The 22,175-nt window shown below is 35.9% G+C and carries 19 protein-coding genes, 3 other RNA genes, 2 pseudogenes and 1 riboswitch; of the genes and pseudogenes, 19 read left to right on the top strand and 5 right to left on the bottom strand.

The window, feature by feature from the left end; all coding sequences use genetic code 11:
• Positions 1–81: 81 nt before the first annotated feature.
• The 10 genes from BAQ48_RS01665 (at position 82) to BAQ48_RS01620 (ending at position 8,482) form a co-directional block, all read left to right on the top strand.
• Positions 82–585 (top strand): YppG family protein, encoded by a 504-nt coding sequence (locus BAQ48_RS01665; protein WP_071709749.1) that lies wholly within the window; start codon positions 82–84, stop codon positions 583–585.
• Positions 586–741: 156 nt separating this feature from the next.
• Positions 742–1,173, top strand: coding sequence for a CotD family spore coat protein (locus tag BAQ48_RS01660; protein ID WP_071709748.1), 432 nt, complete (start codon positions 742–744; stop codon positions 1,171–1,173).
• A gap of 56 nt (positions 1,174–1,229) precedes the next feature.
• On the top strand, positions 1,230–1,784 hold the full coding sequence (locus BAQ48_RS01655; protein WP_071709747.1) for an SLOG family protein: 555 nt from the start codon (positions 1,230–1,232) through the stop codon (positions 1,782–1,784).
• A gap of 97 nt (positions 1,785–1,881) precedes the next feature.
• Complete coding sequence (gpsB, locus tag BAQ48_RS01650; protein WP_000622432.1) at positions 1,882–2,217, top strand: cell division regulator GpsB; 336 nt, start codon at positions 1,882–1,884, stop codon at positions 2,215–2,217.
• 87 nt (positions 2,218–2,304) lie between these two features.
• An RNA gene (gene rnpB / locus BAQ48_RS01645) (RNase P RNA component class B) lies at positions 2,305–2,695 on the top strand.
• A 180-nt stretch (positions 2,696–2,875) separates the two neighbouring features.
• Entirely contained in the window at positions 2,876–4,015 is a 1,140-nt protein-coding gene (locus tag BAQ48_RS01640) for a THUMP domain-containing class I SAM-dependent RNA methyltransferase (protein WP_000521229.1), read from the top strand.
• A 61-nt stretch (positions 4,016–4,076) separates the two neighbouring features.
• Positions 4,077–4,259 (top strand): DUF3921 family protein, encoded by a 183-nt coding sequence (locus BAQ48_RS01635; protein ID WP_000376893.1) that lies wholly within the window; start codon positions 4,077–4,079, stop codon positions 4,257–4,259.
• 147 nt (positions 4,260–4,406) lie between these two features.
• Entirely contained in the window at positions 4,407–6,344 is a 1,938-nt protein-coding gene (locus BAQ48_RS01630; RefSeq protein ID WP_000493697.1) for an ATP-dependent DNA helicase, read from the top strand.
• Between the two features lie 101 nt (positions 6,345–6,445).
• A complete protein-coding gene (ypwA, locus tag BAQ48_RS01625) occupies positions 6,446–7,963 on the top strand; it encodes a carboxypeptidase (protein ID WP_071709746.1) in 1,518 nt (505 codons plus the stop codon).
• A gap of 45 nt (positions 7,964–8,008) precedes the next feature.
• A complete protein-coding gene (locus BAQ48_RS01620) occupies positions 8,009–8,482 on the top strand; it encodes a GNAT family N-acetyltransferase (protein ID WP_071709745.1) in 474 nt (157 codons plus the stop codon).
• A 38-nt stretch (positions 8,483–8,520) separates the two neighbouring features.
• Here the strand turns inward: BAQ48_RS01620 and mphL are convergent.
• Positions 8,521–9,417: pseudogene (gene mphL, locus BAQ48_RS01615) on the bottom strand (macrolide 2'-phosphotransferase MphL).
• Positions 9,418–9,959: 542 nt separating this feature from the next.
• On the opposite strand from mphL, the gene BAQ48_RS01610 reads away from it, so the two are divergent.
• From BAQ48_RS01610 to pbuX, 3 genes are all read left to right on the top strand, one after another.
• Entirely contained in the window at positions 9,960–10,706 is a 747-nt protein-coding gene (locus BAQ48_RS01610; RefSeq protein WP_071709744.1) for a type I methionyl aminopeptidase, read from the top strand.
• A 116-nt stretch (positions 10,707–10,822) separates the two neighbouring features.
• Positions 10,823–10,924: riboswitch (purine riboswitch) on the top strand.
• Between the two features lie 106 nt (positions 10,925–11,030).
• Positions 11,031–11,624 carry a xanthine phosphoribosyltransferase gene (locus tag BAQ48_RS01605; RefSeq protein ID WP_000866483.1) on the top strand — a complete coding sequence of 198 codons (594 nt, stop codon included), beginning with the start codon at positions 11,031–11,033 and terminating at the stop codon, positions 11,622–11,624.
• 2 nt (positions 11,625–11,626) lie between these two features.
• Positions 11,627–12,949 (top strand): xanthine permease PbuX, encoded by a 1,323-nt coding sequence (gene pbuX, locus BAQ48_RS01600; RefSeq protein WP_071709743.1) that lies wholly within the window; start codon positions 11,627–11,629, stop codon positions 12,947–12,949.
• Positions 12,950–12,964: 15 nt separating this feature from the next.
• On the opposite strand, the gene BAQ48_RS01595 is transcribed toward pbuX, so the two are convergent.
• Positions 12,965–14,128 carry a DUF418 domain-containing protein gene (locus BAQ48_RS01595; RefSeq protein ID WP_071709742.1) on the bottom strand — a complete coding sequence of 388 codons (1,164 nt, stop codon included), beginning with the start codon at positions 14,126–14,128 and terminating at the stop codon, positions 12,965–12,967.
• Positions 14,129–14,679: 551 nt separating this feature from the next.
• On the opposite strand from BAQ48_RS01595, the gene BAQ48_RS01590 reads away from it, so the two are divergent.
• Positions 14,680–18,339: a dynamin family protein gene (locus BAQ48_RS01590; RefSeq protein ID WP_071709741.1), complete on the top strand. Its 3,660-nt coding sequence runs from the start codon at positions 14,680–14,682 to the stop codon at positions 18,337–18,339.
• Between the two features lie 3 nt (positions 18,340–18,342).
• Here BAQ48_RS01590 and BAQ48_RS01585 read toward each other — a convergent pair whose 3' ends face one another.
• Positions 18,343–18,597, bottom strand: a complete 255-nt coding sequence (locus BAQ48_RS01585) for a DUF3931 domain-containing protein (RefSeq protein ID WP_000369735.1) — start codon at positions 18,595–18,597, stop codon at positions 18,343–18,345.
• A gap of 71 nt (positions 18,598–18,668) precedes the next feature.
• Here BAQ48_RS01585 and BAQ48_RS01580 point away from each other — a divergent pair, with 71 nt between their 5' ends.
• From BAQ48_RS01580 to ssrS (BAQ48_RS01560), 5 genes are all read left to right on the top strand, one after another.
• Positions 18,669–19,136 carry a GNAT family N-acetyltransferase gene (locus tag BAQ48_RS01580; RefSeq protein ID WP_071709740.1) on the top strand — a complete coding sequence of 156 codons (468 nt, stop codon included), beginning with the start codon at positions 18,669–18,671 and terminating at the stop codon, positions 19,134–19,136.
• Between the two features lie 24 nt (positions 19,137–19,160).
• Entirely contained in the window at positions 19,161–19,433 is a 273-nt protein-coding gene (locus tag BAQ48_RS01575; protein WP_000451820.1) for a YpbS family protein, read from the top strand.
• 2 nt (positions 19,434–19,435) lie between these two features.
• Entirely contained in the window at positions 19,436–20,269 is an 834-nt protein-coding gene (locus BAQ48_RS01570) for a sulfurtransferase (RefSeq protein WP_071709739.1), read from the top strand.
• 116 nt (positions 20,270–20,385) lie between these two features.
• Positions 20,386–20,568, top strand: a non-coding RNA gene (ssrS, locus tag BAQ48_RS01565) — 6S RNA.
• Positions 20,569–20,589: 21 nt separating this feature from the next.
• Positions 20,590–20,773: non-coding RNA, 6S RNA (gene ssrS / locus BAQ48_RS01560), on the top strand.
• Positions 20,774–20,827: 54 nt separating this feature from the next.
• On the opposite strand, the gene BAQ48_RS01555 is transcribed toward ssrS (BAQ48_RS01560), so the two are convergent.
• Both BAQ48_RS01555 and BAQ48_RS01550 read right to left on the bottom strand, forming a co-directional pair.
• A complete protein-coding gene (locus BAQ48_RS01555) occupies positions 20,828–21,277 on the bottom strand; it encodes a hypothetical protein (protein ID WP_001235543.1) in 450 nt (149 codons plus the stop codon).
• Between the two features lie 148 nt (positions 21,278–21,425).
• Positions 21,426–21,719, bottom strand: a pseudogene (locus BAQ48_RS01550) (zinc ribbon domain-containing protein); the annotation flags it as partial.
• Positions 21,720–22,175 lie beyond the last annotated feature (456 nt).

Here is a 22,175-nt window from a genome sequence, read left to right as displayed (position 1 = left end):
TAGACAGATACTCCGTCACACAAATTATTTTACAGGTACATATTATATATGTAGAAACTTATGTGAAGGAGGAGAGAATGCATGTTTCAACAATCTAACGTATATCAGCAATCTAATCCATATGCACAGCAAGATATGTACCAATATAATACGGATACATATTTACGGTATAATATGTATCCTTTCGAGCCTCATTATGGAAATCAAAATTATTACCAGCCATTTGAATTGTCGTTTATGAATCAACAGCAACAACAGCAGCAACCTTATATGAATCAACAGCAGCAGCCCTATATGGAACAACAACAGCAACCTTATATGAATTCACAATACTATATGCCACCACCATCTCCCTATGGAAATCAACAAGCGATGTTTTATCCACCAAAACAACCGTACCCGACGCAGAATAAACAAAAACAACAACAGCAACCGAGTCAATTTTCTAGTTTTGTTTCCCAATTTAAAAACTCAGATGGTAACTATGATGTGAATAAAATGATGAATACAGCTGGACAAATGATGAATGCGATGAATCAAGTGACCGGCATTGTGAAGCAAGTTGGAGGCTTTTTTGGTAAATAATAATGGAGTGTTGTCCACTACGCATACTGTGAATGAAACATAGTTCTAGACAAATTTCCATGAAATAAATGGGTATATATAACAAGCGGCTTAACCTCTTTTCTCATACTGTAAAGTGTAATCAGATTTTTTTAACGAGAGAGGAGAGAAAAAACTATGCATCATTGTCATCCTTGTTTTGGAGGGCATAAGCCTGTAGGACCTATTTGTACAACTGCTCCTGTCGTTCATCCGACGAAACAATGCGTAACACACTCTTTTTCAACAACGGTGGTGCCACACATTTTTCCAACACATACAACACATGTACATCATCAACAAATTAAAAACCAAAACTTCTTCCCACAAACAAATTCAAATGTAAATGTTGTGGACCCAATCGATCCAGGATTCGGCGGCGGATGTGGACCATGTGGCCATGGTCATCATCACCACGGTCATCAAATATCACCATTCGGACCAGGACCGAACGTGTCACCATTCGGACCAGGACCGAACGTGTCACCATTTGGACCTAATGTAGGACCAAACGTGTCACCATTCGGACCTAATGTAGGACCAAACGTTGGTGGAATGTTTAAAAAGTAAATGATATGTTAGAACTAGCGAAATGCTAGTTCTTTTTTTGTAATTGAGGTGTGGATATGAAAGTTGTTGCTGTAACAGGATATAAGCCATTTGAACTTGGAATATTTAAAAATGATCATCCAGGAGTAGAATGTATAAAAAAGGCGCTGCGTCGTAAATTAACTGCTTTTGTAGAAGATGGTTTGGAGTGGGTAATAATAAGTGGCCAGTTAGGAGTTGAACTATGGGCTGCTGAAGTTGTTTTTGACATTCAAGAAGAGTATCCAGATGTAAAATTAGCGGTATTTACTCCGTTTTTAGAACAAGAAGAAAATTGGAAAGAAGATAGTCGTGAATATTACGAATTTATTCTCTCTCAAGCAGATCATGTTGATAGTATCACGAAACGGAAGTACGAAAGCCCAGAGCAATTTAAATTAAAAAATCAATTTTTTATTGAAAAAAGTGATGCTCTTTTAGCTGTATATGATGAAGAAAAACCAGGAAGTCCTAAATATATTGTAGAGGCGGCAAAGAAAAAAGGAGAAATAGAAAATTATCACAGTTATTTCATTCTTTTTTCTGATTTACAAGATATAATAGAAGAGGAACAGTGGAATAATGCAGAGTGATATGTAATATAGTACTCGTATATTTGATTGACAAAAGGCATTGTTTCTGAAAAAATTTAGTTAATGAAAGTTTTGGCAAAAATTTGAGGTGAAGAAAATGATTTCGGATAAAATTAAATTAACGGCGAAAGATATTTTAGAAAAAGAATTTAAAACAGGTATGAGAGGTTATCAACAAGAAGAAGTAGACAAGTTTCTTGATATGATCATTAAAGATTATGAAGCTTTCCACAAGGAATTTGAGCAATTAAAGCAACAAAATGCTCGTTTAAAGCGTGAACTAGAAGAACAAAAACTAGTAGCAACGCAAGTTCCACAACAACCTGTACAAACACCAGTTGCACAACCAGTATATAACAACACGAATACGGACATTTTAAAACGTCTATCTAATTTAGAAAAAGCTGTATTTGGAAGTAAGTTATACGAATAATTTCTGGTGATAAAAAGGTTAAAGCATTTTACATAGAAAAAAACATTGCAAAATCTTTTTGTTTCCACTATACTAATGGATGTCATAACGTTTGGGTAATCGCTGCAACGCCAACGTTGTAGAGGAAAGTCCATGCTCGCACGGCCTGAGATGGCTGTAGTGTTCGTGCCTAGCCAATTCATAAGCTAGGGTATTCTGGCTGTAAGGCTGGTTTAACGGCAGGGAAAAAACCTAAGTCCTTTCGGATATGGTTTGACTACCTTTAAAGTGCCACAGTGACGAAGTCCTTGAAGAAATGATAGGAGTGGAACGAGGTAAACCCCACGAGCGAGAAACCCAAATAATGGTAGGGGAATCTTTTCCAAGGAAATGAACGATGGGAAAGGACAGGTTGTATAACCTGTAGATAGATGATTGCCACCGGAGTACGAGGCGTGGGCCGTTTGCAGTACAAAGGAACAGAACATGGCTTACAGAACGTTATGAACCAACTATGAAATAACTCAGCTCTCCTTTGTTAGAGGAGGGCTTTTTATTTGTATGAAGTTATAAATTATGAGTTAAAATGGTAAATGAGAAAATGTTTCGTAAAATGTAATGATTAATAGGACAACATGCTATTAATTATTGTTTGAATATACATAAGAGGTGAATGTAAATGGGAAAAGTTACTTTAATTGCAACAGCGGCAATGGGTATTGAAGCGTTAGTTGCCCGAGAAGTTCGCGATCTTGGTTATGAATGTCAAGTAGAAAACAGCAAAGTAACATTTGAAGCAGATGAAAAGGCGATTTGTCGCACGAACTTATGGTTACGTACTGCGGATCGTGTAAAAATTAAAGTTGGCGAATTTAAAGCGACAACATTTGATGAGCTATTTGAAAAAACGAAAGCATTAAACTGGGGAGATTATATTCCGGAGAACGGAGAGTTCCCTGTTATCGGTAAATCTCTGAAATCTGAGTTATTCAGTGTTTCGGATTGCCAACGTATCGTTAAAAAGGCTGTCGTTGAGAAATTAAAAACAACATATAAACGTACAACGTGGTTTGAAGAAGATGGTCCATTATTCCGTATTGAGATTGCGATGCTCAAAGATATCGCAACATTAACAATTGATGCGAGTGGTGTTGGACTTCATAAACGTGGGTATCGTATGGATCAAGGGGAAGCTCCTTTAAAAGAAACATTAGCTGCGTCTTTAATTAAATTAACAAACTGGAAGCCAGATCGTCCATTTGTTGATCCATTCTGTGGATCAGGTACAATTCCGATTGAAGCAGCATTAATTGGACAAAATATTGCACCAGGATTTAACCGTGGCTTCGCATCAGATGAGTGGGGCTGGGTAGGTAAACAAAACTGGCGTGAAGCTCGCCAAGAAGCTGAAGATTTAGCGAACTACAATCAACCATTACAAATTATCGGATCAGATATTGATCATCGTATGATTCGAGTTGCTCAAGATAACGCAGAAGAAGTAGGTTTAGGTGATTTAATCACATTTAAACAAATGCAAGTAAAAGATTTCACAACAAAAGAGGATTATGGCTACGTTGTAACGAATCCTCCATACGGAGAACGTTTAAGTGAAAAAGCACTTGTTGAGCAATTGTATAAAGAAATGGGACAAGTATTCCGCCCATTAGATACATGGTCAGCATATGTATTAACAAGTTACGAAGCATTTGAGAAGTGCTACGGAAAAGATGCGTCGAAGAAACGTAAGTTGTTTAACGGATTTATCCGTACAGATTACTACCAATACTTCGGAAAACGTCCACCGCGTAATTCATAGTATAAAACTCCTCTAGCACGCATATACTGGCTATTATGTAATGCGTAAAGGAGGAAGTGATATGGATAGTTTTCAATTATCAATGATTCAAAAAGCTATTCACCGTACGTATGATGAGCTCGGAAAAGAAGTGGATAGTCATGGCGTAATTGTTGATGAAATAGAAAAAGCGCAGGAAGAGTATTTATCCGCACTTTCACATGAAACAGCAATTGATAAACGCTATTTAAAGTCATTAATATAGAAAAAAATTTTCCTTTTGCGAAAGGAAAATTTTTTTTCGCATATTTCTATTATTTCTATGTATTGCAACAGGGGAAAGTAACTGCATGCATATGAGTAGCAGTTACTATGTCTTTTTATAGAAAAACTTTTTGGTTGGAGGCTAAGGATGTTTACTGAGAAGAGATTACCATTTGAAGTAGGGAAACAAGATAATTTTTATGATAAGTTGAATGAGTGGATTGGAGATGTGTTTTACGACATCCTTCCGGAAAAAGGCTTTGAAGAGCGTGATGAACAAATTTTTATGGCGTTTCAATTAGAGCGTGCTTTCCAAGAGAAGAAAGTAATGTTCGCAGAGGCAGGCGTAGGAACAGGGAAAACAATTGTATATCTTCTATACGCAATTTGTTACGCGCGTTATACAGGGAAACCAGCTATTATCGCTTGTGCAGATGAAACATTAATTGAGCAGCTTGTGAAAGAAGAAGGGGACATCGCTAAATTATCTGAAGCATTAGGACTATCTGTTGATGTTAGACTTGCGAAATCGATGGATAACTATTTATGCTTGCGTAAACTTGAAGATGTTATGAGTGGACGAGCTCCAGAAGTAATTGAAGACGTATACTACGAATTACCGCAGTTTGTATTTGACCACGGTACGATGCAAAACTTTACTCATTACGGTGATCGAAAAGAATTTCCACTGTTAAATGATGAAGAATGGTCAAAAGTAAATTGGGATTACTTCCAAGATTGCTTCACATGTGATTCTCGTCATCGTTGTGGTCAAACCCTTTCGCGCGAACATTATCGTAAAGCGGCAGATTTAATCATTTGTTCTCAGGATTTCTACATGGATCATATTTGGACGTATGATGCTCGGAAGCGTGAAGGACAAATTCCGTTATTACCTGAAAGTAGTTGTGTTGTATTCGATGAAGGTCATCTTGTAGAGTATGCAGCACAAAAAGCTTTAACGTATCGTTTAAAGCAAACGATGATGGAACAACTATTAACGAGATTGTTACAAAACGATATTCGTGAAGAGTTTGCACATTTAGTAGAAGAAACAATTTGGCAAACTGAACGATTCTTTGATGTGTTACAAGAGAATAAAAAGGAAATTGCTGGTTCTGATCGTCTAGAAATTACTGTGACAGAAAAAGTAACGGCTGAAGCGAAGCGACTTTATGCAAAAATTGGTGAAGTCGGTGATGCATTAGTATTTGAAAGTGAAATGCATACGGTAAACACATATGATTTAAATATCGTTGATGAGCATTTAGATGTGTTAGAACATTCACTTCGTCTTTTCATGCATGAGAAAAATGTAATTACATGGGGTGAAGAAGGTGATGGTGCCTTCACATTAGTAATTATGCCGCGTGCAGTTGAAGAAGTGTTACAAGAGAAAGTATTCTCAAAGAAAATCCCATATATTTTCTCTTCGGCTACATTATCTAACAATGATTCATTTGCATTTACAGCAAATAGTTTAGGGGTAAAAGATTATTTATCATTCTCAGTTGCCTCACCATTTGATTATGAAGAACAAATGGCAGTAAACTTGCTATCACATACGAAAGAAAATGAATGGGAAAGAAAGTGTCAATATACACTTGAAAATATCCAAAAAACAAATGGACGTACACTCGTATTATTCCGTACAACGCAAGAACTTGCAGCGTTTAAAGAATATGTGAGTAAAGAACAAATGTCAGTTCCATTCTTATATGAAGGGGACCAAGAAATTAGTCAGCTCGTTTCTCGTTTCCAAAATGAAGAAGAGACTGTACTTTGTGCCGTTCATTTATGGGAAGGTTTAGACATTCCTGGTTCATCATTATCACATGTTATTATTTGGTCATTACCATTCCCTCCAAATGATCCTGTGTTTGAAGCGAAACGTAAGCACGTAAATGATCCATTCTGGGATGTAGATGTACCATATATGATTTTACGTCTTCGTCAAGGGATTGGACGTTTAATTCGTACAAGTGACGATAAAGGTGCTATATCAATTTTCTTATCTGATACAGAAGATGAGAAAGTAATTGCTGCAGTGAAAAATGTACTGCCAGTAGAAGGTAAAGAATTATAAGGAGAAAGCTTGGCGCTTGCCAAGCTTTTTTTCTATTATAAAAGGAATTTATGTTTCCATGTCGAATTAAGTTTGAGGTAGAAAAGGGAGGTTTTTATACGATGACAGTTGCTACATATGAAGTAGAAAAGCAGTTTTTAGCATATGTGAAGAAGATAGAGAATTATGGAGAAGCATTAAGCTTAATGTTTTGGGACTTAAGAACAGGTGCGCCTAAAAAAGGTGTGGACCAGCGTTCAGAAGTAATTGGCATGCTTTCATCAGAAGTGTTTGTTATGTCGACTTCAGATGAAATGGGAAATTATTTGACAGAGCTTGAAGCTTTAATAAATGAAAATAAACTTTCTGAAACGACGAAGAAAATGGTTGAAGAATGTCGAAAAGAATATGATAGAAATAAGAAAATTCCACAAGCGGAATATGAAGAGTATGTAAAATTAGAAGCGAAAGCGGAAAGTGTATGGGAAGAAGCTCGCGAAAAATCTGATTTTGAAATGTTTCGTCCATATTTAGAAAAAATTGTTGAATTCAAAAAGAAATTTATTACATATTGGGGTTACGAAACATACAAATATAATACATTATTAGACATGTATGAGCCTGGTATTACAGTAGAAGTATTAGATCACGTATTTGGTCAACTTCGTGAGCGTATCGTTCCGCTTGTAAAAGAAATATCAGAGTCGCAAAAGAGATTAAAAACAAGTGCTTTATCAGAACATTTTTCAAAAGAAAAACAAAAAAACTTTACATTAGAGTTATTAAAGCAATTGAATTATGACTTTGAAGCAGGTCGTCTTGATGAAACGGTACATCCTTTCGAGATTACATTAAATAGAGGGGATGTTCGTATTACGACACGCTATGACGAAAAAGATTTCCGTATGGCTGTTTTTGGGACAATTCATGAATGTGGTCATGCTGTATATGAACAAAATATTGCAGAGAAATTTGAAGGTACACCGCTATGTAGTGGTACATCTATGGGTATTCATGAGTCACAATCATTATTCTTTGAGAACTTTATCGGTCGTAATAAATCATTCTGGAAGAAAAATTACGATTTGTTAAAAGAGTATAGTGATGGTCAATTTGACGATATATCAGTCGATGAGTTTTATGATGCGATTAACGAATCGAAGCCATCGTTCATTCGTATAGAAGCAGATGAACTTACATATCCGCTTCACGTCATGGTTCGTTATGAACTTGAGAAAGAATTATTTGATGGCACATTACAAGTGAAGGATTTACCAGCGGCTTGGAATGATAAGATGGAAGCGTATTTAGGAATTCGTCCGGAGAATGATGCACAAGGCGTATTACAAGATGTTCACTGGGCTGGTGGTTCATTTGGATACTTCCCATCTTATGCGCTTGGTTATATGTATGCAGCGCAATTTAAGCAAAGAATGTTAAAAGACATTCCGAACTTTGATGCATTATTAGAAGAAGGAAACGTGACGCCAGTTCGTGAGTGGTTAACAGAACATATTCACCAATATGGTAAAACGAAAAAACCACTTGAAATTTTAGAAGATGTGACAGGTGAAGGGTTAAATGCAAACTACTTAGCCGATTATTTAGAAGCGAAGTATAAAGAAATTTATGCGTTGTAAAAGAGAGCTGCTTAATTGCAGCTCTCTTTTAAAGGGGGGAGAAAAATGAATTATGCATATACAGTAATGACGCAAGAAGAAGCAGAAGAAATTGCATACAACTGGCATTATGAAGGGGAATATTCCTTTTACGATATAGAGGCAGATGAAGAAGATTTAGCTGAGTTTTTACATGAGGAGAGCAGAGGAAATCATATATTTTCTGTGAAGGAAGATGGTACCCTTATTGGGTTCTTTAGCTTTTGTAAAACAGATAATCGAACGGTAGATATAGGACTGGGGATGAGACCTAATATAACAGGCGATGGATTAGGTTTACAGTTCGTAAAAGCTGGATTAGATTTTAGTAAAGAAAGATACAGTTGCAAGTATATAACATTATCAGTAGCCACATTTAATGAGAGAGCAATCAAAGTGTATAAAAGAGCAGGATTTGAAGCAGTTGGGACATTTATACAGAAAACAAATGGAAGTTGTTTTGAGTTTTTGAAAATGAGTTATATATGTAAAAATAACTAAAAAACAGAAGAGGATTCTTCTGTTTTTTAGTAACTTCATTAATTTTCAGTTGCTAGCATGTGTACAGCTGCTTCATGCATGTTTTTCAAACCTGATACTTGAGCGTATTCAGCAACAGTGATACTACTCGTTGTTAGAAGTTCGATAATATGTTCATCCATTCTTGACCATGTTTTACCGCCGGCGTTGTCATAAGAGCTAATTAACTTCGTTAGTCCATCTTTTCCGAAGAGTAGATAATGTGATGTGAAATCTATAGATACATCAGCTATTCCTACTTCTGTCCAATCGATTAAACCAGTTACATTATTTTTATTATCAACCAGGATATGACCTGGATGTATATCCCCGTGCGTTACTCCTACGTGAGATGGCCAAAAAGAGTCTTCAGCTAGCCATGCCTGCCAACGATCCCATAAGTTTTGATTGATATGGTATTGTTCCTTCACTCGATTCATCCTTTGTTTCATAGAAGTTCTTAATTCATTAGCAGTTAGAATTTCAAAACTTGTATTATTAAATTTTTGCTGAGGTAATGTGTGTAAATTCGCTAGAACTTTTCCTAATGAAATATAGTATTCGGTTGGTACATTCTTTTCGTTAAATTTCCATACATAACCTTGTTGTTCTATATCGATAGTAGCGGCAGGAATGCCATTTAGTTGTTTATAAGCAATTAGTTCTTCAGAAAATATAGACCAATCAGGAACTTGGAATTCTGCATGTTTTTTCATAATTTCTAACGCTTCTTTTTCTCGTAGGGCATGTCTCATGGATTCTGGTCTACGAGGAATTCTTAGTATCTATTTATCCCCGTTTTGTTCTGTAACGTGTGCTACTTGAAAGTCAACACCAGATTCATTGATTTCTATTGAATCTTCTAAGATATTTAGTCCTTCTTTATTTGCTAATTGTTTAACTTTAAGTGTATTCATTTTTGTTTCCTCCAAATGTTTATTCTGATTTTAATGCTTTCATACGTTTTCTGTTACTAATCATCCTAAATACATCAATATGATTAAAGAAATGTAATCATAAAAAAACCACAGACGGGCTTCTGTCTGTGGTTAAGAGTAAACGAGGATATAATGAATAAACGTCTCTCTTTGTATGAAAAAATATACGAAAAAAAGACAGATGTATATCTGCCTTTCTCCATGTGGAAAGTGTACTCTTCCGTTGAAGATTATTAAAAATGTGCAGACTAATCCCGTTTACTCTGCTTTATGAAAACAGAGCCTTTGAACATATTAAGTTACTTCGTGTTCAAAGTTTGCTGACGTAGTCTTCCTGCATGCATCATCTTTAATAATCCTCCTTTTAATAGTATAGTAACAATATACTTTGTTTATAAGTAAACATCAATCAAAAATACTAGATGTAATATTAAAAAAACGAATTTAATAAGAATCTACATTCGAAAAATAGAAAAGTGATGTTTGCTTTTATAATTGGAAGTTTAGTAAGGAGAGGCAGCATGAGCACAATTAAAACGAAAAATGAAATAGATTTAATGCATGAATCTGGAAAATTACTCGCTTCATGTCATAAAGAAATTGCGAAAATGATAAAACCAGGTATTACGACAAAAGAAATTGAAACGTTTGTTGAAGCATATTTAGAAAAGCATGGTGCAACGTCTGAGCAGAAAGGTTACAACGGATATCCATATGCGATATGTGCATCTGTAAACGATGAAATGTGTCATGGATTTCCGGCCGATGTTCCTTTAACTGAGGGCGATATTGTAACAATTGACATGGTAGTAAACTTAAATGGTGGTCTTTCAGATTCCGCTTGGACGTATATAGTTGGAAAAGTTTCTGATGAAGCAGAAAGGTTGTTGTTAGTAGCTGAGAATGCTTTGTATAAAGGGATTGATCAGGCTATAATCGGTAATCATGTAGGGGATATTGGTTATGCAATTGAAAGTTATGTAGCCGCTGAAGGATTTTCAGTTGCAAGAGACTTTACGGGGCATGGAATCGGTAAGGAGATTCATGAAGAACCAGCAATTTTTCATTTTGGTAAACCTGGACAAGGACCTAAGCTACAAGAAGGAATGGTAATTACAATTGAGCCGATTGTAAATGTAGGTATGCGATACTCTAAAGTTGATTTAAATGGATGGACTGCAAGAACGATGGACAGAAAATTATCAGCTCAATATGAACATACCATTGCGATTACAAAAGACGGACCAATCATTTTAACGACTCTGTGAGATGAAATGTAAGAGTTTGCAAAACTCGAACGAAAATGATGTTTTTATAAAATTTGTACGTGTTTTATTAAGAAATGCTTTTCAAAGTGTAAAAAGTGCGTTATAATCCTTCTATAAAATAAATAGTTAGCTACACTCATATAATCGCGGGGATATGGCCTGCAAGTTTCTACCGAAGTACCGTAAATACTTTGACTATGAGTGAGGACGAATATATTTGCTTGTTTAGCATTCTTTTTTGCGAAACTCCAAAAGCGCGTCTCTCACTTGTAACGAGTGGTGGCGGCTTTTGGAGTTTTTTATTGCATAAGAGGGGGAACAAACATGAAAGTATTACAAGAAAAGATTTTGAACGAAGGAAAGGTTTTATCTGGTGACGTATTAAAGGTAGATGCATTTTTAAACCATCAAATTGACCCAGTACTTATGCAAGAGATCGGAAAAGAATTTGCTAAACGTTTTAAAGAAGAGAACATTACAAAAATCGTGACGATTGAATCTTCAGGCATTGCACCAGCGGTTATGGCTGCATTAGAGCTTGGTGTAAAAGTAATCTTTGCAAGAAAACGTAAATCGTTAACGTTACAAGATAATATGTATGTTGCAAACGTATATTCATTTACAAAACAAGAAACGAATGAAATTTCATTATCTCGAAATCATATCGATGAAAATGATCGCGTGTTAATCATTGATGACTTTTTAGCAAACGGTCAGGCTGCTTTAGGTTTAATGAGTTTAGTGGAGCAAGCTGGAGCAAGTATTGCAGGGATTGGAATTGTTATTGAAAAAGCATTTCAAGATGGAGGAAAGAAACTTCGTGAACAAGGTGTTCGAGTTGAGTCACTAGCAGAAATTGCATCACTTGATAACGGCACAGTTACATTTGTACAGCAAGAAACTGCGGAGGTGAAATAACAATGAAGCAGCATCCATTTAAAATCGCATCGCTTGGTATGCAGCATATGCTTGCCATGTATGCTGGGGCAATTATCGTTCCTCTTATTGTGGGCGGCGGACTTGGTTTAAATCAAAAAGAGTTAACATATTTAGTATCGATTGACTTATTGATGTGCGGCGTTGCAACGATTTTACAAGCATTATCAAATCGCTTTTTCGGTATTGGACTTCCCGTTGTACTTGGGTGTACATTTACAGCGGTTGGACCGATGATTGCAATTGGGAAACAATACGGTGTGTCTTCTATTTATGGAGCGATTATTGCTGCTGGATTATTCGTTGTTATTTTTGCAAAGCTATTTGGGAAACTTGTAAAGCTTTTCCCGCCTGTTGTAACAGGTTCTGTTGTTACGGTAATTGGAGTTACACTTGTTCCAGCAGCTATTAATGATATGGCTGGAGGAGTAGGAAGTAAGGATTTCGGTAGTCTTGAAAATTTAGCATTAGCATTTGGTGTGTTACTATTTATCATCATTATGTATCGTTTCTTTGACGGGTTTATCCGTTCAATCTCTATTTTACTAGGTCTATTGTTCGGTACAATCGTTGCAGCATTTATGGGGAAAGTAAGCTTGCAAGCGGTTGGAGAAGCGGATTGGTTCCATGGTATTCAGCCATTTTACTTCGGTACACCAACATTTGAATTAACGCCAATTATTACGATGATTCTCGTTGCTTGCGTAGGGATTGTAGAAGCAACAGGTGTTTACTTTGCATTATCTGATATTTGCAATAAAAAGATTGGTGAAAAAGAATTAACAAAAGGTTATCGTGCAGAAGGATTAGCGATGGTGTTAGGTGGTATTTTCAACGCCTTCCCATATACAACATACTCTCAAAACGTAGGGCTTGTTCAATTAACTGGAGTAAGAAATCGCGTTATTATTTACACTTGTGGTGGTATGTTAATCGTTCTTGGATTCATTCCAAAAATCGCAGCTATTACAACAATTATTCCGAAATCAGTACTTGGCGGTGCGATGTTAGCAATGTTCGGTATGGTAATGGCATATGGTATTAAAATGTTAAGTAGCGTTGATTTTGGCAAACAAGAAAACTTATTAATTGTTGCATGTTCTGTCGGAATCGGCCTTGGAGTTACAGTCGTTCCAACGTTATTCTCACAACTTCCTGAAAACATTCGTATTTTAACTGATAACGGAATTGTACTTGGAAGTGCATCAGCAGTATTGTTAAATATCGTGTTTAATATGGTGCCGCAGCGTAAAGTGAAAGTAAAGGATGAACCAGTTCCGATACAAAGTGCGGTAAGAGAAGCGTAAAAAAGCAAGGTCTCGTTATGAGACCTTGCTTTTCTTTTTAAGTGGCATCATTTTCCCGTACGTACCAAGACGCCAAATGTACTCAAGTGGCCCATATTGATAACGTGACAGCCACCAGCGGCTAATAAAGATTTGCAGCGTGTAGAAACCGATGCAAAATAGTGGCCCTACCCATAATGGTGCAAGATAATCATTTTTGAACAATAGTCCGAATACAAGTAATGTAACAATTGTATGTGAGATGTAATTTGTTAACGCCATTCGTCCAACGTATTGGAATGGACGTAATAAGTTTTGCCATTTTTCTTTTTGTAATAAACGCATCAGCGTGAAAATGTAGAAGATGAATAATGTTTTTCCACTTATCATCGTGATACCCATAAGTGACAACGGCATGTATGGTTGATTATTCATAAAGAAGTAAACCATAATAAACCACATTGGCAATGTTAAAACAAACATAATAATTTGCCATTTCTTTAGTTTTGGATCTAATTCTTTGGCACGGCGGAAAATATCTTTTTTACCGGCATATAATCCGAGTAAAAACAATCCTAGTGTCTCAGGAAGCATAATAAGACTGTTACTTATTGCTTCAGAATAGAAAGAATGGAATCTGTCTGTGATTTGTAAGCCCCAGTTTTCTAACGGCATAATTGCTGTGGAAAGGCCTAATTCTTCTACTGGCACGATTAACATGAGGAGAGAACCTAATAATGAGAACAGTTGCATGAAACTTAATAGTACAATTGACCAAATTAAAATAGTTCGTGGCTCTCTCTTATAAAATAAAAATAAGAAAAAACCAGTAATTGCATAAGTATGTAAAATGTCTCCGTCCCATAAAAGAACGTAATGCAAGAAACCAAATAATAATAAAATAAGCAAGCGACGAACAAATAAAGTTTTTGGGCGATCTGTTTTCGCCTCAGCACGATTCATAAAAATATAAAAACCTAATCCGAATAAAAACGAAAAAATTGTATAAAATTTCGTTTGAATAAACATATCGTAAAATAGGCGAATGTAGCTGTCTATCCCTTCGTAAATTCCTGTAATATCACGTGAGTCAACTCCGGCAATAACGGGCCAGTTAACAAGAAAAATACCTAGTACAGCTATTCCTCTAATAATATCGATGGAGTGTATCCTCTCGCCTTGTGTAAGATTTTGTGTCATTATTTTCCTCCTTGTTAAGTAATTCCCTTTTAGTATACAAAATGTAAGAGGAAGGGGATAGGGGAGATTTCCAATTTTTAAAACTGTTAAGATATGTAGGATGAGATATAATAAGAGTGCACACAAGTTTTAAACTTCTTCAAAACAGGCAGTAAAGCTCCTTTTCCCGAAGGAGCTTTCTTTATGAAAGTTGTTGATAATGATTCTCTTTAATGATAAAATGTATTCAAAAGTGATAATCATTATCAAAAAAAGGTTGGTGCATCAGTATGGTATATGCATTAGTAGCAGGTACGGTCGCTGTATATGCAGTTATTGCAAAGTATGTTTTAAATGGAGTAGGAACAGCAAAATGAATGATATGACATAAAATCCCTTTCATCTGTAAAAAGAATGAAAGGGATTTTTTATTTTTTAATGAGAATATGCTGAAAATTTAGTATGATAGTAAAGTGAAACTGTAATGAGTGGGGAGGTTCACCTTTTACTGATTATTAGTTTGCAAATAGCGGGATAAAGTATATACATCTTGGATAAAGGGGAACAAGGGGATGACAAACATAGTACAGACAAACGGTATGAAAAAACTTGTTTGTTTTTATGAAGAGTGGCAAAAACACGGCGATGCAGAGAATAGCTTAAAGTTGTTTGAAGTAATTCAAAAATATAAACAAGAACAGCTTATGATAGCGTTTTGCGGTCACTTCTCTGCAGGGAAATCAACGATGATGAATCATCTATATAAAGCGCAGTTATTACCAACAAGTCCAATTCCGACAAGCGCTAACGTTGTCAAGATTGAAAAAGGAATGGATCGTGTTGTTGTAACGGTTAAATCTGGAGAACAGTATGAGTATGACGGTGCATATTCAGCTGAAGAATTAAAACAAATTTGTAAAGACGGTGATGAGGTAATTGGTGTTCATATTTATCGTAATGATGCGCCAATCCCTGAAGGAGTTATGTTAGTTGACACACCAGGGATTGATTCAACAGATGATGCCCATCAACTAGCAACAGAATCGACACTTCATTTAGCAGACGTTATTTTTTATATGATGGATTATAACCACGTCCAATCGGAAGTGAATTTGCAATTTGTTAAAGAATTGAAACAACGTAATAAAACGGTTTATCTCGTTGTAAACCAAGTAGATAAACATAAAGAAAATGAATTATCGTTTGAGAATTATCAGGATAGTGTAAAACAATCGTTCTCTAACTGGGATATTGAAGTAGATGGTGTTTATTATACGTCATTACGAATGATGAACCATCCACATAATGAAATTGGAAACTTAGAAGCGTTAATAACTTCTATTATGGAAGAAAAAGAACAGTATGTAAGAAATGGAATGGAAAGAGAAACAGAATATTTATTGGGAGAACATTTCTCGTTCATTCTTTCTGAAAATGAAAAGCATCTTTTGAAATATGAGGAAGAGTTAGCATCACCGCTTTCGATTGCAGAGGTAGTTGAAAAAAAGGAAGAGCTAACTGAAACTAAAAATCGTGAGGCTGGTAAAGAATCTCATGTGAGAAACGAATTTATAAAAGGTTTGCAAGCTATATTAGATAACGCGTATTTAATGCCATTTGAAATGAGAGAAATGGCAAATGCGTATTTAGAAACGAAATTAACAAAATTTAAAGTTGGTTTGTTATTTGCGAAAGGGAAAACGGAGCAAGAAAAACAGAGACGTTTAGAAGCATTTTATTCTGCTTTGCAAAAGACTGTTGAAACGCAACTTGATTTTCATGTGAAAGAATTTATTGTAGCTTTCTTAAAAGAAGAAGGATTGTTCACAGAGGAAATTGGAAAAGACATATATGCTTTAGAGATTGCTTTTGGACCAGAAATGTTGGCTGAAGTAATTAAACAAGGCGCAGGTTTCACTGGCGATTACTTACTTCTTTATACAGCGGATGTAGCGAATGAACTGAAGAAGCGTTATTTTATAAAAGCACAGCAAATTTTTGATAAGAGTGCGGTAGTTTTAAAGCAAAAGGTGAAGGTAGCCGTTGCTCGTATTGAGGAAGAAATTGAAACATACACGATGGTGCAAATGGCGAAAGAAACGCAAGTTCAATACAGTAATGATTTTGAGGAATATGAGGGTTATTTACAAAACATTTGGCATGATCATATTGCTACACCAGAAGGATTGCAAATAGATGAGATATTACAAAATAAAAAACAAATTGTTAGTGAGAAATTCACACTACAAGAGCAAGAAGTCATAAGTGGTAATGTAATGGCTCGTGAGGAAGAGCTGAAAGGAACGGCAGTATTAAATATTCAACGTATACTAGAAAAAGTAAAAAAAGCTGAAACACTATTAGAACCATTGCCTGCACTGAAGCACGTACAGCAAGAGGTAATAGAAAAAAGACGCCGTGTGGAAACGAAACAATTTACAGTAGCATTATTTGGAGCTTTTAGTGCGGGGAAATCATCATTTGCCAACGCGTTGCTAGGTGATAAGGTGCTTCCTGTCTCACCAAATCCGACGACGGCAACGATTAATCAAATTTTGCCGGTCACAGAGGAAAAACCACACGGAACAGTAATTGTTCAGTTTAAATCAAAACAAGCGCTATTAGAAGATATGAAAGCTGTTTATAAGCTGTTTCATTATGAAATTACTACGTTAGATGAAGCGTTATCGCAAATCGAAAAAGTTATAAAATATCCGTCACCAAGCGGGAAGCAAAAAACAACATTTAGCTTTTTACGAGCGGTACAAAAAGGATATGATGCAGTTTCTACTCATTTAGGGGAACAAGTACAAGTTACATTAGAAGAGTTCTCTGATTATGTAGCGAATGAGGAAAAATCATGTTTTGTTGAGTATATGGAGCTTTATTATGATTGTGCTTTAACAAGGCAGGGGGTAGCGCTTGTAGATACGCCAGGAGCGGATTCTATTAACGCACGTCATACGGACGTTGCCTTCCAATACATTAAAAATGCAGATGCTATTTTATTTGTAACATATTATAACCATGTGTTTTCACGTGCTGACCGTGAATTTTTAATTCAGCTTGGTCGTGTAAAGGATACTTTTGCACTTGATAAAATGTTCTTCTTAATTAATGCTGCTGATTTAGCACAGTCTGAGGAAGAACTTGAAATGGTAAAAGGTTACATCGCAGATCAGTTACTGCAATACGGTATTAGAAATCCGCGTTTATTTGCAATTTCAAGTTTATGTGCGCTTGAAGAGAAACAAGGAAAGAATATAGAAAAAGAGAAGTACGGTATTTTACAAAACTCTGGGATTGCTAAGTTTGAAGAATCGTTCACGTCATTTATGATGAGAGATTTAATGCTTGTGTCTGTGCATGCTCTATATGGCGCATTACAAGGAGCGAATCACCTTCTTGGCAATATGATAAACGGTGCAAAGCAGGGGAATGATGAAAAAGAGAAGCAAACAAAAAAATATGAAGCAGAGCGTGATCAGCTACTTCATATCATTTCATCATATAGCGTGCTAGCTGAAGAACAAGCGATGCAAAATGAAGTGAAAGAATTACTTTATTACGTGCAACAACGCTTATTCCTACGCTATAACGATGTGTTTACTGAATTTATTAATCCAGCGTCACTTCGAACAGATGGAAATGTAAAAGTGCAGTTACAACAGTGCGTTATGGAATTAGTAGCATTCATTCAGCATGATTTATTACAAGAAATGCGTGCGACATCATTACGCCTTGAAAAGTGGATAGATGAAGCGATGAAGCGTGCAAAGAATGAAATTGTAGTGAACTGCAAAGTAGAAAATGAATCAATTTCTATGAGTGGAACAGTGGAGTATGAATATAAAGATATTACACATAAAGAACCGTTCCCTTCAGTTGAAATAAAAGATTTCAAAAAAGCACTAGCACATTTCAAAAATGAGAAAAGCTTTTTTGAAAAAAATGATAAAGCTCTTATGCAAGAGGATGCAAAATTGGTATTAGAACCGTTCGTATCAAACTATGTAGCTGATGAAAAAGATTTATTTGTTCATCATTATAAGCAAGAGTGGGATGTAAAATGGAACTTATTCCAAACAGTGATGCAGCAAGATATAATGAATTATTATGAAAGTATATTATTTGCATTGGCTGAAACGATTGATGTATCACTATATGAACAAAGTAAAGAAAAACTGCAAAACCAGTTAGTAGAAATTGAAAAAGAAATTTATGTTAAATAATTGTTATGAGAAAAATATTCGTTCAATTTTCTTTTGTAGTACAGTATCTAAAGATTTTACAAACCCTGCAAATTCATCAGTAGAAATCATATGAGTAAGAACGAGTCGTCTGCCGTCTGGTGTTTCACCGCATAAGACGAATGAAGAAAATTCATATGTTTTGTTTTCTACTACTAATTTTGGATAGGAATACGAGTCGCTTTTCTTCTTCTTTCCATCAATAGAGATGACGTTGCACTTTTTCTCATTGTTGTCCATGGTGAATCCCTCCTTTCTATTACTTATGGTAGACAAGGAGGGTTTAGAACAATAGAGAAGGGGGAATTTTGATGCCTGTTGTAATAGAGAATATTTCAAAAGAAGCTATACCGAAATCTTTATTGTTACTTGCCGATCCGAGTGAACGGCAAATTAATACATATGTGCAAAGAGGATTAACATATGTAGCTAAGCAAGAGGACCGAGTTGTCGGTGTATATGTTCTTTTGGAAACAAGGCCGAAGACGATGGAAATTATGAATATTGCGGTTGTAGAGTATATGCAAGGTAAAGGTATTGGAAAGAAGCTATTGAAGCATGCTGTAGAAACCGCTAAAGGATATGGTATGTCTAAACTTGAAGTTGGTACGGGTAATTCTAGTGTTTCACAGCTTGCCTTATATCAAAAATGCGGATTTCGTATTTTTTCTATTGATTTTGATCACTTTTCGAAGCATTATGAAGAAGAGATTATTGAAAATGGGATTGTATGTCGCGATATGATTCGGCTTGCAATGGAATTGAATGAGAAAGTATAACTTATTTATTAGGGGGAAGAGAAGATGGAAGTACATAAAGCAATTACAGCACATTCTCGTAAACAAAATGAAAGTGTAAAAGCATGTTTACAATTAGATGCGCAGCGTGAAGCAGCTATTGAAGCAGCCGTATCTCTTGCGTCAAATGGGAAAGAATTTTCGGTTGATGTCATTAATGTTGTAACAAAGCAAATTAATGATCTTGCAAAAAATGGTGTTACACTACAGCGTAAATATGTTACAGAAGAAATGGTTATGGAGTATGTAAGTCGTTTGCAAGAGAAAGAAGGTCGTTAAAGATGATTGTTACAGTCGAATGGTTACGTGAGCATATAGAAGATGAGAACGTCCGTATAATCGATTGTCGGTTTGATTTAGCGAATCCTAATTGGGGTAGAGAAAAATATGAGGAAGAACATATTCCTCATGCGTTATATTTTGATTTAAATTTAGATTTATCAAGTCCTGTAACAGAACATGGTGGCCGTCATCCATTACCGAATATTGAAGAGTTTGCAGACAAGCTTTCGCAAGCTGGTATTGATGAACATACGACAGTAATTGCGTATGACAGTCAAGCTGGCGCAAATGCTTCTCGTTTATGGTGGTTACTCCGTTATGTAGGACATGAGAAAGTATATATATTAGACGGTGGATTTCCTGCTTGGAAAGAGAATGGATTATATATAACAGCGGAAGTACCTGTTGTTATACGAAAAACATTCAGAGCAAATATACAAGACCATATGCTTGTATCGATGGAAACGGTCAGAGAAAATATCCATGCAGGTGTAGATGTTACGTTAATTGATTCTAGAGAACCGAGACGTTATGCTGGTGTAGAGGAACTTGTTGACCATAAAGCGGGACATATTCCGACAGCAGTAAACTATTTTTGGAAGGATGGAGTGCTAGAATCAGGACAATTTAAAAATGAAGCTGAGCAACAAGAGCGATTCCAAAACCTTTCGAAAGATAAGGAAACAATAGTGTATTGTGGTTCTGGCGTTACAGCGTGCCCCAATATCCTTGCACTGAAAGTAGCTGGATTCAAAAATGTGAAATTGTATGCAGGTAGCTGGAGTGATTGGATTTCTTATCCAGAAAATCAAATTGCAAAAGAAGAAGATTAATCACTTGCATGCGAAAAAAATTTGTATTAAAATAAGGTCACAAGCAAGAGATTGCTCGAAAAAGATTGTATTTTACACATTGGAAACAATGTGATAATATAACGACAAGTAAATAATACATCCTGCGGTGTACGTAACTTATTTATGTCTAAAACCGATGTTAGTTATACGGAAGCTCAATATTTAGCGACCATCATCAAGCCTTCCTTGTGGAGGAAGATGTACGGTAACTGTGAGGGCATCCACCTGCGAGTAGCGGGTTTTTGGACATTTACGAGGAGCGGCACGTGCGGGGGTCTTATTTCAACTAAACTTATATACAATTCCTACGGTGTACGTAGCTTATGCATGTCTTAAACCAATAAGTTTAATACGGAAGTTCAATATTTAAATGTAGCTAACAGGCCATCTTTTTAAGAGGGAAGTTACAAACATTTGTGAGAGCATCCACCTGTGAGAGCAGGTTTATGGACATCTAGAGAGAACGGCATATGTGGGGCTATATAAAAACCTTACGTTTTATACGTAAGGTTTTTTTGTTGCATAAAAATGTCGATATTATCTGGATTCACCTGTGAAGTTTCCATAATAAATATAGCACTTTCTGTCTTCATCGATCTCTCTTGAATCTAAGGCGAACTCCATATGTATGCCGTCTCGCTGAATATATATAATATCTGAATGAAGGGATGGTAAAAGTTCTTCATAGTTCCATACATCTTTACTATCAACTATGCTTGAGCTCGTTTCTCTGAGCTCTCTAATTTCAAAACCTATATGGGAGTATGTAGGATCTGAAGGATCATTTGCAAAAACTTCTTTTTGAATATATATAACTGCCGTTCCATCTGGATCTACCGAAGTTGCAGTAACAACATATGTATTTTTCTCTTTTATAAAATATTCACAAGTCATGCGTGCGATGATTTCAGAGTTAGAAATATTTGCGTAGTTCCATAAAGCAGGGTACCCGTTTGTTTCATCATTAAGTCGATATTCTAAGCGCATTTTATCCGATACGATAAACTTAACTAAATCTATACAATTTAATCAAATTTACACGAGTTAGTGCTTCATCATGTTCTCGCAACCCCGAAGGGACGAGGGGTATAACACTCCACACGAGGCAGTATCGTTACCTCCTATTATCAAGCATTTATTTTACCCATCTTGATAAATTTATCGCAGCATTTACATCCCTATCGTGATGGCTATTGCATGAAACACAACACCACTCACGTATTTTTAAACTCCACTGTCCTTCTGGTTGAACTGAATGGTCGTATTTAACTCCGCAACATGAACAAACCTTGCTTGAGGCGAACCATTTATCAGCTTTTACATACGCAATGCCATACTTCTCGCACTTGTATGATAAACATTGAAAGAAGAAGTGTAATTTTTGAAATGAAAATGCTTTCGATAGTTTTTTGTTTTTTAAAATGAAAGATTTGTTCTTCTGAATCGTAGCGTGTTCCACCAGCATTCTCCTTAGACTACTCGGATGCAAACCTGTTAATTCTGATACTTGACTAACTCGTAAAAATTTCATTATTATTCTTACCTCATTGAACCCGCCGTAGCACATACGTTCTATATATTCAATGGGGTTTGATAGATTTAATTAAATGTATCTCGTTCAACTAAGGGCGCAATTCCTTAGCCAGTTCTCTTATGAACTTCTCATGTTTTCACATGAGCGCAGACTATATGTTTATCTCTTTAGAGATAGAGGATTTTTCCACCACCATAGGCTTGTGATGTACTCTCGTCAGTTATACGAGATAGTCGTTGAACGTTCATCTTATCACTTTTGACTTAGATGATTCGAGGCGGAAGACCCATTGTTCTAGTGTTTAGGATTTAACCTTGCACGATCTGATTGATTTTTTCTGCTTTCGCAACG

Origin of the sequence: Bacillus luti, from assembly GCF_001884105.1 — a bacterium.
GTDB classification, from domain to species: domain Bacteria; phylum Bacillota; class Bacilli; order Bacillales; family Bacillaceae_G; genus Bacillus_A; species Bacillus_A luti.
This window is presented reverse-complemented; position numbering and strand designations above follow the sequence as displayed.